This window comes from Arthrobacter sp. Ms25 (genome assembly GCF_059090365.1).
Genome location: NZ_JBNHFP010000002.1, coordinates 532,820 through 547,295, shown reverse-complemented (window position 1 = coordinate 547,295; position 14,476 = coordinate 532,820). Strand labels below are relative to the sequence as shown.

General features: G+C 65.9%; 15 protein-coding genes. 7 read left to right on the top strand and 8 right to left on the bottom strand.

Annotation, left to right across the window (positions count from 1 at the left end; genetic code table 11):
- Nucleotide 1: 1 nt before the first annotated feature.
- Together AC5RT8_RS07040 and nhaA are read left to right on the top strand one after the other, a co-directional pair.
- Complete coding sequence (locus AC5RT8_RS07040; protein ID WP_494094993.1) at nt 2-223, top strand: SCO4848 family membrane protein; 222 nt, start codon at nt 2-4, stop codon at nt 221-223.
- A gap of 172 nt (nt 224-395) precedes the next feature.
- On the top strand, nt 396-1,763 hold the full coding sequence (gene nhaA / locus AC5RT8_RS07035) for a Na+/H+ antiporter NhaA (RefSeq protein ID WP_494094992.1): 1,368 nt from the start codon (nt 396-398) through the stop codon (nt 1,761-1,763).
- A 3-nt stretch (nt 1,764-1,766) separates the two neighbouring features.
- Here nhaA and AC5RT8_RS07030 read toward each other — a convergent pair whose 3' ends face one another.
- The 5 genes from AC5RT8_RS07030 to AC5RT8_RS07010 all read right to left on the bottom strand — a co-directional run bounded on the left by AC5RT8_RS07030 (nt 1,767) and on the right by AC5RT8_RS07010 (nt 5,243).
- Nucleotides 1,767-2,369: a hypothetical protein gene (locus AC5RT8_RS07030; protein WP_494094991.1), complete on the bottom strand. Its 603-nt coding sequence runs from the start codon at nt 2,367-2,369 to the stop codon at nt 1,767-1,769.
- On the bottom strand, nt 2,362-3,306 hold the full coding sequence (locus tag AC5RT8_RS07025; protein ID WP_494094990.1) for a hypothetical protein: 945 nt from the start codon (nt 3,304-3,306) through the stop codon (nt 2,362-2,364). Before AC5RT8_RS07025 ends, AC5RT8_RS07030 begins: the two co-directional genes overlap by 8 nt.
- Nucleotides 3,306-4,055, bottom strand: a complete 750-nt coding sequence (locus tag AC5RT8_RS07020) for a signal peptidase I (RefSeq protein ID WP_494094989.1) — start codon at nt 4,053-4,055, stop codon at nt 3,306-3,308. Before AC5RT8_RS07020 ends, AC5RT8_RS07025 begins: the two co-directional genes overlap by 1 nt.
- A 16-nt stretch (nt 4,056-4,071) precedes the next feature.
- Nucleotides 4,072-4,638 (bottom strand): SipW-dependent-type signal peptide-containing protein, encoded by a 567-nt coding sequence (locus AC5RT8_RS07015; protein WP_494094988.1) that lies wholly within the window; start codon nt 4,636-4,638, stop codon nt 4,072-4,074.
- An 83-nt stretch (nt 4,639-4,721) separates the two neighbouring features.
- Entirely contained in the window at nt 4,722-5,243 is a 522-nt protein-coding gene (locus tag AC5RT8_RS07010) for an alternate-type signal peptide domain-containing protein (protein ID WP_494094987.1), read from the bottom strand.
- A gap of 224 nt (nt 5,244-5,467) precedes the next feature.
- On the opposite strand from AC5RT8_RS07010, the gene AC5RT8_RS07005 reads away from it, so the two are divergent.
- From AC5RT8_RS07005 to AC5RT8_RS06995, 3 genes are all read left to right on the top strand, one after another.
- Nucleotides 5,468-6,046, top strand: coding sequence for an arsenate reductase/protein-tyrosine-phosphatase family protein (locus AC5RT8_RS07005; RefSeq protein ID WP_494094986.1), 579 nt, complete (start codon nt 5,468-5,470; stop codon nt 6,044-6,046).
- 309 nt (nt 6,047-6,355) lie between these two features.
- Nucleotides 6,356-6,733, top strand: a complete 378-nt coding sequence (locus AC5RT8_RS07000; RefSeq protein ID WP_494094985.1) for a hypothetical protein — start codon at nt 6,356-6,358, stop codon at nt 6,731-6,733.
- A gap of 109 nt (nt 6,734-6,842) precedes the next feature.
- Nucleotides 6,843-8,531, top strand: coding sequence for a sensor histidine kinase (locus AC5RT8_RS06995; protein ID WP_494094984.1), 1,689 nt, complete (start codon nt 6,843-6,845; stop codon nt 8,529-8,531).
- 29 nt (nt 8,532-8,560) lie between these two features.
- Here AC5RT8_RS06995 and AC5RT8_RS06990 read toward each other — a convergent pair whose 3' ends face one another.
- Nucleotides 8,561-9,367 carry a response regulator transcription factor gene (locus AC5RT8_RS06990; protein WP_494094983.1) on the bottom strand — a complete coding sequence of 269 codons (807 nt, stop codon included), beginning with the start codon at nt 9,365-9,367 and terminating at the stop codon, nt 8,561-8,563.
- 234 nt (nt 9,368-9,601) lie between these two features.
- Here AC5RT8_RS06990 and AC5RT8_RS06985 point away from each other — a divergent pair, with 234 nt between their 5' ends.
- Nucleotides 9,602-11,158: a sensor histidine kinase gene (locus tag AC5RT8_RS06985; RefSeq protein ID WP_494094982.1), complete on the top strand. Its 1,557-nt coding sequence runs from the start codon at nt 9,602-9,604 to the stop codon at nt 11,156-11,158.
- A 69-nt stretch (nt 11,159-11,227) separates the two neighbouring features.
- Nucleotides 11,228-12,541: a UDP-glucose dehydrogenase family protein gene (locus AC5RT8_RS06980; RefSeq protein WP_494094981.1), complete on the top strand. Its 1,314-nt coding sequence runs from the start codon at nt 11,228-11,230 to the stop codon at nt 12,539-12,541.
- Nucleotides 12,542-12,554: 13 nt separating this feature from the next.
- Here AC5RT8_RS06980 and sufU read toward each other — a convergent pair whose 3' ends face one another.
- Together sufU and AC5RT8_RS06970 are read right to left on the bottom strand one after the other, a co-directional pair.
- Nucleotides 12,555-13,013, bottom strand: a complete 459-nt coding sequence (gene sufU, locus AC5RT8_RS06975) for a Fe-S cluster assembly sulfur transfer protein SufU (protein ID WP_494094980.1) — start codon at nt 13,011-13,013, stop codon at nt 12,555-12,557.
- Nucleotides 13,014-14,330, bottom strand: coding sequence for a cysteine desulfurase (locus AC5RT8_RS06970; protein WP_494094979.1), 1,317 nt, complete (start codon nt 14,328-14,330; stop codon nt 13,014-13,016).
- Nucleotides 14,331-14,476 lie beyond the last annotated feature (146 nt).

The window sequence follows — 14,476 nt, the reverse complement described above, 5'->3', positions numbered from 1 at the left end:
CATGGTCCTTTCCACTCCCCTGGCACTGGTCCTCGTTATCGCCGGCCTGTGGTCCGTCCTGGTCTGGCCGTCCTACCTGCGGGATGTACTGAAATCCCCGCGGTCGCGGGACGCCAACGGTGCGGCCACCCGCTACATGACCATGAACCTGATGAAGATCAGCACGGCGATCATCTTCGGCCTGGCCACCCTCGTCATCGGTGTCCGTGGCCTCATCGGCTAAGTTTCCCCGTCCCCAGAACGCCCCGGCAGGATTCCTCCCGGGGCGTTTTGCTGCCGTGCGCCGCACCGGCCCGGTCACCGCCCGCGAAGATGCGGTTAGACTGGTAGACGGTGCGCCGGGAAGTCTGGTCGGCAATAGTCTTGCCGTACCCGAATTCGTTAGGAAATCCTTCATGGGCTCTGATCCCTCGACCTCCAAGCCAAACAGTGCACGCACCATCCTTGGAAGGCGCAGTTACGGCGAAACGCTCCGTATCGGCGAGATCCTCCGCAAGGAAACGGTTGGCGGAATCCTGCTGCTGGTCGCCACCGTAGCCGCACTGATCTGGGCAAATTCGCCGGCCGCCGACTCCTACTTCGCCGTCCGCGACTTCGAAATCGGCTATGAGCCCTGGCATCTGAAGCTGAGCATCGGCACCTGGGCAGCCGACGGACTGCTCGCCATCTTCTTCTTCCTGGTCGGTCTTGAGCTGAAGAAGGAGTTCATTGCCGGGGACCTGCGGGATGTGAAGCAGGCGATCGTGCCCATTGCGGCCGCGGTGGGCGGCGTGATTGTGCCCGCCCTGATCTACGTAGCCGTCAACCTCATTTCCGGGTCGGACGGCCTGCGGGGCTGGGCCATTCCCACTGCCACCGATATCGCCTTCGCGCTGGCCGTCCTGGCGGTCATCAGTTCCCACCTGCCCAGCGCACTGCGGATCTTCCTCCTGACCCTGGCCGTGGTGGATGACCTGATCGCCATCGCCATCATTGCGTTCTTCTACTCCGAAGACGTCCACCTGAGCTACCTCCTGTGGATGCTGCTGCCGCTGGCCGCATTCACGCTCCTTGTCCAGCGCGTTCCTCGTTTCTTCGGAACCCGCGGATGGGCCGCCTGGGTGATCCTGCTGCCGCTTGGTATCGCTACCTGGGCGCTGATGCATGCCTCCGGCGTGCATGCCACCGTGGCCGGAGTACTCCTGGGCTTTGCTGTTCCCGTGCTGCGCCGCGGCCCGGACCGGCAGAAACTGCCTGCCAATCCTGAAGCGCCCGGCCTCTCGGAAATCTTCGAACACCGCTTCCGGCCGATCTCGAGCGGTTTTGCGGTTCCGGTGTTCGCTTTCTTTTCGGCAGGCGTTGCCCTCGGCGGTTGGAGCGGACTTGGCGCCGTGGTTAAGGATCCGGTGGCCATCGGCATCATCCTGGGCCTGGTTATCGGCAAGCCCATCGGCATCCTGCTCACCACATGGGCCGTTACCGCAGGAACCCGCGCCAAGCTCGACGACGACGTCCGCTGGGTCGACCTGACCGGCATCGGGATTCTCGCCGGCATCGGGTTCACCGTGTCCCTGCTGGTCAATGACCTGAGCTTCCCCGTCGGGTCCCTCCACAACGACGACGCCAAGGTGGGCATCCTCGTGGCCTCCGTCCTGGCTGCCCTGCTGGCCTCAGCCCTGCTGACCGCGCGGAACCGGCGCTACCGGGTCATCGAAGCAGAGGAACGCCGTGACGATGACCAGGACGGCATTCCGGACGTGTACCAGAACGGCGAGGGGCAGTGACCCCTATTTGGGGCAGGTGAGACTAAACTGCCCGTTCGAGGACGCCGTCACGCGAAGAACCACTCCGGTACTCGGGTTTGAGGCAAACACGAGATCGCTGGGCAGGACCTTCACCGTAGTGTCGGGCAGCCCCGTCCTGACAATCGCGCTCCGGACGGTGGCCGTGACCGTCGTTCCCGTGGTGCGGGTGGACATGCCGGATACTGCTGCCGAGTACAGCGTCCCCGGTGTGACCTTGTAGGTCTTCGAAGGCAGGACATAGTCAGCAGCGATACCCTGTGCCTGGAGAGTGACGACATAACGCACCTCCGCATCGGCACCGGCGGCGGCGGGCCACGCCAGCTGGATGGGGGTCGTCTTCTGGCAGGTCACGTTCGTCGGTACCGGGGTGACCGGGCGGGCGGTGGTCCCCGTCACCGTGACGGCCGTCGACTGGCTCCAGTACGCATACGCAGCCGGGCCACCTATGCCAAGGATCACGGTCAGGGCAAAAGCCACCGAGGCCGGCCGGAAGCCGGGCTGGGCATGCAGGCGCGCAAACCCTCTGCCGGCGCGGTTTGAATCCCTTGCCGTGCCGGAAGCAGCCCCCGACTGCCTGTCACTCATATCTTCTACTCCATACCCGAAGAACCACTGCCGCAGTGAACGCCACCGACATTGCTATCAGGAGCGTACCCGACAAGGAGTGGATCACCGGTTCCACCGTACTCTGGACCCTGGCATCCAGGACCTCGGGGGAAGATCCCGGCGCGCCCGCATCGACCCCCTTGGGTGCACGGGGAGCCGGCGGGGTGTTGACCGCCCCGGCTGCCACGGCCTGCGGCCCGCGGCCGGCGGTACCGCTTCCGGGCAGTGCTGTGAGGGAGCCCGCTGTGCGCGCCGCCGGCATAATACTGCGTACGGCCGGACCGGCGTCGCCCGCTCTCCCCGTTTCCCGAATCGGCACGACGCCTGCGGTGTCCCCGTCCCCGCCATTGCCGCTTCCATAGTCCGCCGCATCGCAGGCGCTGCGGGCCGTAAGCCCGGCCTGGGTCGACTCGAGGTAAAAGAGAAGGTCAAATTCGGAAGCCGTGTTCCGGGTCGCGTTGGAGGCCTCTACTGACAGGTCGACGACGAACGTCAGTTCCACTTCTTCGCCGCCGGCCAGGTCCCAAGTGGTCGGCAGGTCCGAACATGTGCCCTGCGCACCCAGGGGCGTACGTTCGGCGGAACTGCTGCCGGAGGCTGCAGCCAGGCCCAGGTACCCTTCCAGTTCCGGGTCGGACCGGATCATCCTGGCGGCAGAGCTTAGCCGGGCCGGGTCCGCACTGTTATTGCGGACCCAGACGGTCGCAGCCTGCTCGGTTCCGGGAACATAGGTTACGGCCCGGCTGAACAGCGGACCGGCGATGGTGGACCCGTAACGGTCTCCATCCGAGCTGAATTCAAGGTAGCCGTTGGATGCCAGGGCGCTTGGGGCGCCGGCCAGTGCCGCCGTCGCCGCCAGCGCAAGGACGGCCGGCACACGTGCCCACCGCAGGGGCGCCCGTCTCAGTGTTTCCATCAGACGCCCGCGGGCGTCCGGTTATCCATCCGGTGGGAGTGCCTGGCGGCAGTGCCGCAGTTGCAGTCGGTGAGGATGGGATCGTCATATTCCAGCGGGTCCGCCGCAGGTTCCGGATGTTCGGTGCCCGTCGTGCCCGTCGAACCGGAGTCGTCATCGCCGCCGTCGCCGCCGTCCGGCCCCTGCTCCGGCGTCTCCTCGTTCTCACGCCGCTTGGCCAAAGCACCACGGACCAGCGAGATGACCCCGTAGCCCATAAGGGCAACGGCACCCCACTGCGCCGCAGCCCCGCGCTCAGAGTTGCCAAGGGCATTGGCAGCGAATCCGACGAACGGCACCGCGTAGAAGAGCTTGCCTCGGACCTGGACTTCGCGGACGGGGAGAGCGTCTTCGGCGTCGTTGTTGTCACCCTTGGTGGTGAACATGGTTTCGCCGGCCTGCGAGGCACTGATGGCCGTGATCCGGTGCGTGATAACGGCGGGGCTTCCGGACTCGATCTGGTACGTGATGATGTCACCCACCCGCAGCTCTTCGAACGGGACAGGCTTCACCACAAGGAAGGTGCCCGGAGCGTATTTGGGGGCCATGGAACTGGTCAGGACACTGTAGGTCTGCGAGCCCGTCAGCATCGGGACAAGCACGAGGACGAGGGCCGCCAATACGGCGAGGCAGAGGGCGAGGTAGCTCAGGCCGGCACCGATGAAGCCCAGGGGGCTGGCTGAACCTTCTGCTTTCCTGCGACCGCTCATGGTGTTGTCCTATCCACTACTTGGTGACCGGCGCGGCCTGCGCCACGGAGAGGTTTGCATTGATCTTGATTGGCTGCCCCATTAGGGCGGCCGGGGTCTTTGCGCCCAGCACCACCTTTACGCAGACCGTCCGTGCTGTTTTCCACGGCAGGTCCAGCGGGGCGGGAAGGGTGTCTGCATACGCAACCCCGGGGGCGTTGCACGCGGGGTTGGCACCAAGGTCGGCCACCTGCACGGTGAGGTTTCCGCCGAAGTTGTTCTCCACCGACTGAATGTTCAAGCCGGCTTTGAGTGCCAGGGGCGAGTCGGCGGTGACGTTGACTGCGTTCTCGACGGTGAGGGAACGGTACGCCGGCTGGCCCTTGGGGAGCTGTCCCAGGGTGAGCGCCAGGGACGGCGTCGTTGCCATCCCGTACTTCGTACCCTCGGGATCGGTGATGGTGATGTTGAAATCGGCGGCCTGCACGGTGCCGGGATCCGACGTTGCCGTCGCGTTCCACAGCGCGTAGGTTCCCTGGACGGTCATCAAACCAAGCACCACGGCAGCGAGGATCAAACCCGCAGCCTTTGCTGTGCTCTTCATGAATTCCGCCTCCGGAGGGGAACAGGCTGTGCACGATGCCTTTGCACCGTGCACAGCCGGGGGTTAGAACAAGATGGCTTACTTTACTTGGCGACCTGGGTCAGGGTGAACTTGGTCTCGCCGAGGGACAGCGTTGCGTTCTTATCGCCCACTGCTTCCCTGTTGAAAGTGAACACGGCCTTCGCCGTGACGACGCCCTTGCTGGTGCTGAGGCTGGCCGGGGTCAGGTTGGTCGGGTCCAGCAGTACCGGCTTGCCGGCAGCATCCACGGTGGACATGGAGATGACCGGCTGCTGGCTGCTGGTGAACGAGTTCTGCGCGCCGGTGGTGGTGTAGGCCAGCTGTGCCTTCATCTGGTCGCCTACCAGCGTCAGATCCAGCTTCTGCGTGAAGGTCAGCACCTCGCCCGGGACAACCTTGTAAGTCTTGATGTCGATTTCGCCGGCGGCGTTGGTCCAGGTGCCCGCTCCGGCCTTGATGTTCAGGTCGCCGGCCGCGATGGTGCCCGGAGCGACCGTGGCTTCCGCGTTCCACACCGCCAGGGTGCCGCCGCCGCCGAGGAGGAGTGCTGCGCCCAGGCCGATCGAGAGTGCGCCTTTTGCCATCTTGTTCATCATGTCCCCTTGTTCGTGTAACCCGTTTTGGCCTGAGGAAGTTTTTCCCCGCCGCTGGGTATTACTTTTCCTCCCTCCCCTCAAGAAACAACGCCGCCGAAACACAGGGTTCGTGAAACATTCCGGCAAAGCTCAAGCACCGCACAAGGTAACCTCAACACCAGCGCAAACCGGGCCGGAACCGCCCGGAACCGGCCCTACCGAAGCCTGAGGACATGAGAACAGCCATTGCTCCGTTCCGTATTCTGACCGTCTGTACCGGCAACATCTGCCGCTCCCCCATGGCCGAGCGGCTGCTCCAGGCGGGGTTGGACGAAGTGGCTCCGGGGGCATTCGAGGTCACCAGTGCCGGAACGCGCGCCCTGGTCGGTTCCGGCATCGAACCGCATGTGGCCGGATTCGTGAACATCTTCGGCGCGGACTCAGCCGGTTTCAGCTCCCGACAGCTCACCCCGGACATCCTCCGGGACCAGGAGCTGGTACTTGCCCTGACCCGGATGCACCGAAGCAGAATAGTGGAGCTCACCCCGGAGCTGCTGCGCCGGACGTTCACACTGCGTGAACTGGCCAGGCTGCTGCCCCTTGTCGATGCAGACCCCGACGCACCGGCCGCAGACCGCTGGCGGGCCGCCACTGCCCGTGCGCTGCGGCTGCGCAGCGCCCATCCGGCAGGGCCGGAAGAAGACGACGTTGTGGACCCGTACCGCCGCAGCGACGCTGTTTACCGGCAAATGGTCCGGGAACTCGCCCCCGCGGTGGAGACGCTGATTGCCTGGGAGCGCCGCTACCACTGACCGGTGGTGGCGGGAACACAACGTCGGCGCGCGGCCGGAGCCGTGCGATCCGCAATATTGCCCCGATCTTGAGCGTTGCAGGCAACGTTTCCTGAGGTTGGAGTGAGACCGTGGGGCATCGGCCGGGAGCTTTCGGCCGGCTTCCGCCAGGCACCGAACACCCCACGGCGACCACCCACACCTAAGGAAATTTTGCTTGTATCTGACTTCCCCGCAGTCTCCGCTGGCAGGGCCGCCGAGCCCGTCAGCCGCTGCACCAGTCTCGGCACCAAAGCAGAATGCCGCCCCGCGCCGAGGGAGCACCAGGCCATGATGCTGCCCCACGAAGGAACGGACGTACGGCTGGTTTCCTTGGAAAGGCTGCAGGAGCTGAGCGACCAGGTGGGCGCAGAGTCCTGCCGCCGATTCGTGTCCAGTTTCATTTCCATGTGGGAGAGCCGCTTCACCCGCCTTCACGATGCCGTGCTGGCCCGGGACTTCGACGCAGCCATGGACGTGGTCCTGAGCATCAAGATTTCCAGCCACATGGCCGGCGCGGAACGGCTGTCCGCCCTGGGAGCCGTTGCACAGGACCTGGTGTCGCGCCGGGACATACTCGGACTGGAGGCCATGGTTGTCGCTGTCCGTGCCTGCGGTACGGAAACCATGGCTCATCTAAGCGAGCCGTCCCTGTTCTCCGCCGCCTAGGACCTGCCGGCCCCGCCCCGGGCTGCTGAAGTCCTGCCGGGTGGCCGCGGTCACGCGTCTGGCATACCACCGGTATCGTTAGACCCTGTTGTGCTTACAAGGGGGTCACATGTCGCGGTTGTCGCAGTCGACGCTGAAGTTCTTCGGCATCCACTCCCAGTTCCACGAACTGCCGCTGCGCTACCGGACCGCGGTAAGCCAGGCTCCGCTGGTCATTGTGGTGGGGCTGATCTGCGCCGTTGCCGCCTGGACGCTGCCGGAGCTCTTCCAGCGGCGGGAGTTCGTGTCCGGCCTGGCCACGCTGGCCGTGGTTACCTCAGTGTGCATCGCCATCCCGTGGAACCACCTTTGGTATCCGGCCTACTGGACCATTCCGTTGTTGGACTTCGCAGCCATCGCCCAGCTTCAGCACGGCAGCACGGACATCCTCACCGGCCTGAGCCTGCTGTACGTGTTCCCGGTGTTCTGGATGTCCTGGTCCCGTGTATCGCCGTCGGCGGCACGGTACCTGAGCTTTTTCTGCCCGCTGCTGTGCGTGTGGTATCCGGTCCTGTCGGGCACCGCCGGACCCGTGAGCGGCGCGGCCCTCTCCGCTCCCCTGCTCGTTCCGCTGGTATGTCTGGGCGTGGCGGTCACCGTCTCGGTGCTGCGGGAGGATATCCGCTCCCAGCGCGAAACCCTGGAGAGCAAGGACCGGCTGCTCGAGGCCGCCCTGGCGGAGAGCAAGCGGCAGTCCCAACAGCTCGACGGCGTGTTGAACGCCATCGACGTCGGGGTCCTGCTCGTTGGCGAGGACGGCATCCCCCGGCATATGAACCGGCGCCAGCGGCTGCTGCAGGAGCGGGCGCTGCCCGCCGGGCTAGCCCACCCGCATGAACGGGATCTATTCCTTTATGCCCTTGACCGCACTACCCCCGTACCGTTTGAGCAACGTCCTGTTGCCCGGGCCCTACGCGGTGCGGACTTCCACGATGTGCAGCTGTGGCTGGGTCCTCCCGGCAACCAGGTGGCCATGAATACCTCGGGCACGGTACTGCGGAACGACGACGGCGGCTTCAGCGGCGCGGTCATTGTTTTCTCCGAAGTCACGGCCCTGATCAGTGCACTGGCCGCAAAGGACGATTTTGTTGCCAGCGTCTCCCACGAGCTGCGGACCCCGCTGACCTCGATTATGGGTTACCTTGACCTGGCCCTGGACGAGGCAGAAGAGACCGGGCTGCAGGGCACCATTCCCGCATCCCTGCAGGTGGCGCTGCGTAACAGCGAGCGGCTGCTTCGGCTGGTCTCGGATCTGCTCACCGCCGCTTCGGGCACCGTGCAGCTGGAATACCGGTCCATGTGCCTGACGGATGTCATCTCCGCGAGCCTCGCCGCGGTCCGGGACAGGGCGCGGGAGGCCGGCGTCGAACTGGTGAACGATGCCCCGGCCGAACTGCCTATGCACGCCGATCCGCACCGCATTTCCCAGGTCCTGGACAACCTGCTTTCCAACGCCATCAAGTATTCCCCCGACGGCGGGACGGTCACCGTGACTGCCTGGCGCGAGGGAGACCGTGCGGTGTTCCGCGTGGCCGATACCGGGATGGGCATGGCCGCCGAGGACGCCGAGGGCGTGTTCGAGAAGTTCTTCCGCACGGGGACGGTGCGGCAGGCAGGCATCCCCGGCGTCGGCCTCGGCATGGCCATCAGCAAGGACATTGCAGAAGCGCACGGGGGCAGCATCCGGGTGGAAAGCGTCCTCGGGTGCGGTACGGCCTTTACAGTCGAGCTGCCCGCCGGGGTACCCGCCGCGGTGTAGATGCGGGTCGGCCGGGCCGGGTGGGCCGGTCAGGCCTGCGGGGCCAGCCGGTAGCCGACGCCGCGTACGGTTTCGAGCCAGCGCGGCGCCTTCGAATCGTCTCCGAGTTTCCGGCGGAGGTTTCCCACGTGCACTTCGACGGTCCGCTCGTCGGCGTCGCTGATGAAGGAGCCGGTGTCGTATTCCTCGCCGCGCAGCCGCCGCACAAGGTCCGTCTTGGTGCGTACCAAACGGCCGCCCTCCAGGAGCGCCTGCAGCAGGTCGAACTCCGTGCGGGTGAGCTCTACGCCCTTGCCTTCGATCTCGGTGGTGCGGGTTCCCGGATTCAGGGTCAAACCGTTGTGGGCGAGCGTGCCGGCAGCAACGGCAGGAACGGGGACGGCGGGGGCCGGCGCGGAGCCGGGGCCTTCCTGGGCGGAAGGCGTGCCGCCGGGGGCCGGCGTGCTGTCGTCAGCGGCCGCTTCACCCCGCGGGCGGCGCAGCATCGCAGAGATGCGGGCCCGCAGTTCGCGGGGGCGGAAGGGTTTGGTGATGTAGTCATCGGCGCCGGCTTCCAGCCCCATGAGTGTGTCCAGCTCCTCCGCGCGGGCCGTGAGCATCACGATGTAGGCGTCGCTGAACTGCCGCAGCTGACGGATGACTTCAAACCCGTCGATATCCGGAAGACCCAGGTCCAATGTGACCACAGTCGGGTTGTGAAGCCGAACAGCGTCAACGCCCTCGGATCCGTTCGGAGCGGTATAGACCTTGAAACCGGATTGCTGCAAAACCGCGTTGAGAAGATCGCGGATATCCGCGTCATCTTCGATGATGACCGCTACGCGTTGAATGTCCATGTTCTGTTTTCCTGTCCTGCGAGACCTTCTGATTCCCCGCTCCCCTTGCTCGGTATCCTACAGGAGCACCCCTATACTCTGAGCTACCACTATTGGAATCCGGGGGTTCCTCTTTTTATGTCGAGTCTCGAAGCCCGCGCTGCGGCCCTATTGGGCATCCGCAAACAGTTTTATCAACTGCATTTGCGCCTACGGCTTCTTATCAGCCAGCTGCCCCTTTTAATTTCGGTGGCTGTGGCCCTGCCCATTACCGCGCTTGTGGCTCCCCATGTCTACAGCGGCACCGGTTTCCGGTTTGCACTGATCCTGCTGGCCCTGCTGACCGCCGCCTGCGTTGCGGTGCCCTGGGAACGGTCCCACCCTTTGGCCTACTGGACCATTCCGGTGCTTGATTTCGCGGTGGTGGGCGGCCTCTACCATGACGGGCGCCTGGCGGTGACCGGCCTCAGCTTCCTCTGTGTGTTCCCGGTGTTTTGGATGTCCTGGTCCGGTGCCGCGCCGCGGACCGGCTGGCTCCTCAGCTATGCCGGAAGCACTGTGGTGCTGTGGACGCCCTTGTTCACGCAGTCGGACGGCTGGCCCAGCCCGACCGATCTGGCGGCACCGATGCTGATCCCGTTCATCATGCTCGCCATCGGCGTGGTGGTCTCCACCGTGGAAGGTGACACCACCTCCCAGCAGAAACGGCTGGGGGCGATCGAATCCGAGCTGCAGGCCAGCCTGCAGGAAACCCGGAGGCGTTCCCAGCTGCTGGACGCTGTGCTGGAAACGGTCGACGTGGGAGTCACCGCGGTGGACGCCTTCGGCCGGACCATCCTCATGAACAGCCGGCAGCGGAGCAACCACGCCTTGGCCGGGTTGACGGACGCGGCGGACACGGACGGGGACGCCCGTATTTACGGCCTGGACCAGCTCACCCCGGTGGACCCCGCACAGCGGCCTTCACAGCGGGCCATGCGCGAGGAATCCTTTTCGGACGTCATTGTCTGGGTCGGCACCGGGGACCGGCAGCGGGCCCTCGCCGTCTGTGCCCGTGCCATGCGGGACAACGGAAGGTTCGCCGGCTCGGTACTGGCGTACAGCGATGTCACGGAGATGGTCAATGCCCTCAATGCACGGGAGGACTTTGTTTCCAGCGTCTCGCACGAACTGCGCACCCCGTTGACCTCCATCATCGGCTACCTGGACCTCGTGCTCGACGACGACGAAACCTCCGGCCTGCCGGCGTACCTGGTGAACGCCCTCCAGGTGGCGCAGCGCAATGCGGAGCGGCTGCTGCTGCTGGTGTCGGACCTGCTGACCACGGCCTCCGGGACGATGCACCTGCAGCGCATGGAAACCGACGTCACCGACCTGGTGCGGATCGCCCTGGATTCCGCTGCGGCCCGGGCCACATCGATCGGTGTGGACCTGGACTGTGACTGCGAATCCGGCCTGCAGGCAGTGGTGGATCCGGACCGCATATCCCAGGTCCTGGACAACCTGCTCTCCAACGCCATCAAGTATTCCCCCGACGGCGGCAAGGTCACGGTCCGGTCCCGCCGCGAAGACGGGAACCTGGTCCTGGAGGTCGAAGACACGGGCATCGGAATGAGCGAGGCCGACCAGCAGGAAGTCTTCACCAAGTTCTTCCGCACGGGCCAGGTCAAGAAGGCCGCCATTCCCGGCGTGGGGCTGGGCCTGGTCATCACTAAGTCGATTGTCGAGGCGCACGGCGGAGGGATCTCGTTCAGCTCGCAGATCGGGGTCGGCAGCACCTTCCGCGTGGAGCTGCCTGCGTCAGCTCCCTGACCCTGTCTGCGAAAAACGCAGGATAAGGTTGTTGCGGCCCGAATAACCGCGATGAAACATAGGGGAACAGTGCGTATTTCCGTCATTGGCTGCGGCTACCTGGGCGCAGTCCACGCAGTTTCCATGGCCACGCTTGGACATGACGTGGTGGGGATCGACGTCGACACCGCCAGGGTGGAAGATCTCGCCGCCGGGCGGCCGCCCTTCTTTGAACCCCGCCTGCCCGAACTGCTTGCGGCAGCACTCGAGAGCGGACGCCTGCGCTTCAGCACGGACCTGGCGGACGCCGCCGGTGCAGACGTCCACTTTGTCTGCGTCGGCACGCCCCAGCGGAAGGGTGAGTACGCGGCAGACCTTCGCTACGTTGACGCCGCCGTCGCCGGTCTGGCTCCCTATCTGGCTCCCGGGGATGTAGTGGTGGGCAAGTCCACCGTCCCGGTGGGCACCGCGGCGAGGCTGGCCGCCGAGCTGGCCGACAAAGCCCCCGGTGCCGTCCTCCTCTGGAACCCCGAGTTCCTGCGCGAAGGCCACGCCGTGCAGGACACCCTCTCCCCGGACCGGTTCGTCTACGGCGTGCCGGACGGCGATGCCGCGGCTGCCGCTGCCGCCGTCCTCGACGAGGTCTATGCCGCTCCCCTGTCCACCGGGACCCCGCGCATGACGGTGGACTATGCCACGGCGGAACTGGTCAAGACCGCCGCGAACTCCTTCCTGGCCACCAAGATCAGCTTCATCAACGCGATGGCCGAGGTCTGCGAAGCCTCCGGCGCCGACGTCACTGCCCTGGCGGATGCCATCGGCATGGACGAGCGGATCGGCCGCAGCTTCCTGAACGCCGGCGTCGGCTTCGGCGGCGGCTGCCTGCCCAAGGACATCCGCGCCTTCATGGCCCGCGCCGGAGAACTCGGTGCCGACCAGGCGCTCACCTTCCTCCGCGAGGTGGACGCCATCAACATGCGCCGCCGCTCCAAAGTCGTGGAGATGACGCGCGAGATCTGCGGGGGGTCCCTGCTTGGCAAGCGGGTGACCATCCTGGGTGCGGCCTTCAAACCGGAAAGCGATGACGTACGGGATTCCCCGGCCCTCAGCGCTGCGGCCCAGCTGCAGCTCCAGGGTGCCACCGTGACAGTGACCGACCCGCAGGCCCTGCAGAACGCGAAGGGCCGCTTCCCCGAGCTGACCTACGATCCGGTCACGGAAAACGCCCTGCTGGGCGCCCACGCCGTGGTGCTGCTGACGGAGTGGAAGGAGTACCGGTCCCTCGATCCCGCAGCCGCCGGGGCCCTCGTTGCAGACAGGAACATTATTGACGGCCGGAATGTCCTCGACCCGGCCGGATGGCGGGCAGCGGGCTGGAGCTACCGGGGCATGGGCCGGCCGTAGCCCGCGCCGAAGGCTACGCGGACGGGTTTGCGGCCAGCAGCGCTTCCTCCAAAGCAACCCAGGCGAGCATGGCGCACTTCACCCGGGCGGGATACCGGGCAACACCGGCGAAGGCGGCGGCGTCGCCAAGCACTTCCTCGTCCGGTTCGATGCTGCCGCGGGAACGCATCAGCGTGCGGAACTCGTCCACCAGGGTCAGGACGTCATTGCGTTCCAGGCCCGCAGCGAGTTCGGTCAGCACCGACGCCGACGCCATGGAAATGGAACAGCCCTGGCCCTCCCAGCTGATGCCGTCCAGGACGGAACCGTCGAGGACGGCGCGCAGGGTGATCTCGTCCCCGCACGTGGGGTTAAGCTGATGCGACTCCCCCGCAGCAGCCCCGGCCGGAGCTTCGACGAGCCCGTCGCCGCGGCGGCGCTTGGCATGTTCCAGGATGATCTGCTGGTAAAGCTGCTGCAGGTCCGAACTCATTTACTTCACTCCAAAGAAGGGACGGACGCCGGCGACTGCGGCCAGGAACGCGTCGACGTCGTCTGTGGTGTTGTAGAGGTAGGTGCTGGCACGCGTGGTGGAGACCAGGCCGAGCCGGCGGTGCAGCGGCTGCGCACAGTGGTGCCCCACCCGCACCGCAATTCCCTGGTCATCCAGGAACTGCCCCACGTCATGGGAGTGGACGCCGTCGACGTCGAACGCCGCCAGGCCGATGCGCTCCTCACCGGCCTTCGGACCCAGCACCCGGATTCCGTCAATCTGCTCCAGCCCCCGCACCAGCCGCTGGCCGAGCGTGGTTTCCCAGGCGTGGATCCGGTCCATCCCGGTTTCCTGCAGGTAATCGACGGCGGTGCCCAAAGCCATGGCCTGTGAAATGCGCTGGGTGCCGGCCTCAAAGCGCTGCGGTGCCGGCAGGTATTCGGCCCTGTCCATCGTCACGGTGGTGATCATGGAGCCACCGGTCAGGAAGGTGGGCATCGCGTTGAGCAGTTCCGACCGTCCGTAGAGAACGCCGATGCCGGTGGGTCCAAGCATCTTGTGTCCGGAGAATGCCGCGAAGTCCACGTCCAGGGCCTTTACGTCCACGGGCAGATGCGGCACGGACTGGCAGGCATCCAGCACTACCAGCGCCCCCTGCCGGTGTGCCATGTCCACGAGGGCCTGCACCGGGTTGATGGTTCCGAGCACATTGGAGGCGTGGGTGAACGCCACGATCCGGGTGCGCCCGGTGATCAGCCGCTCGGCCTCCTCCAGCCGCAGCGCGCCGTCGTCGTCCACCGGAATGAACCGCAGCGTCGCTCCGGTGCGTGCCGCCAGCTCCTGCCACGGAATCAGGTTGGCGTGGTGCTCCATTTCCGTCACCACTATTTCGTCGCCTGCGCCCAGTGCGAAGCGGCGGGCCGCTTCCCCGCCGCGTCCGACGGCGGCGTTCGAGAAGGCGTAGGCCACCAGGTTCAGCGCCTCGGTGGCGTTGGAGGTCCAGACAATTTCCTCGGGGCGCGCCCCCACGAAACCGGCAACCTTGGCGCGGGCGTCCTCATACACCTCCGTTGCGGCAACCGCCAGGGTGTGGGCGCCGCGGTGGACCGCGGAATTCCGCTGCTCGTAGAACTCCTGTTCGGCCTCGATGACGCTGAGCGGGTTCTGGGACGTGGCACCGGAATCGAGATAGACCAGGGGCCTGCCGTTGACCTTCTGGTCCAGGATGGGGAAGTCGTTGCGGATGCGCAGCACTTCGGCGTTGTCCAGGGGCCCGTGGGCGGGCCGGAGGGTATCGGGGGTGGAAACCACAGGCACGGGAGAATCTCCTTGGCTGGCCGTCGGATGTGCGCGTCAGGTGATCTGCACCATTACGCAACGGAACTCTTTGCTAATCATCCCATCGCCGCCCGCTAAGCGCATCTGAGCCGGGCCTTAGTTCGTCTCATCCCGGCACGCGCTCC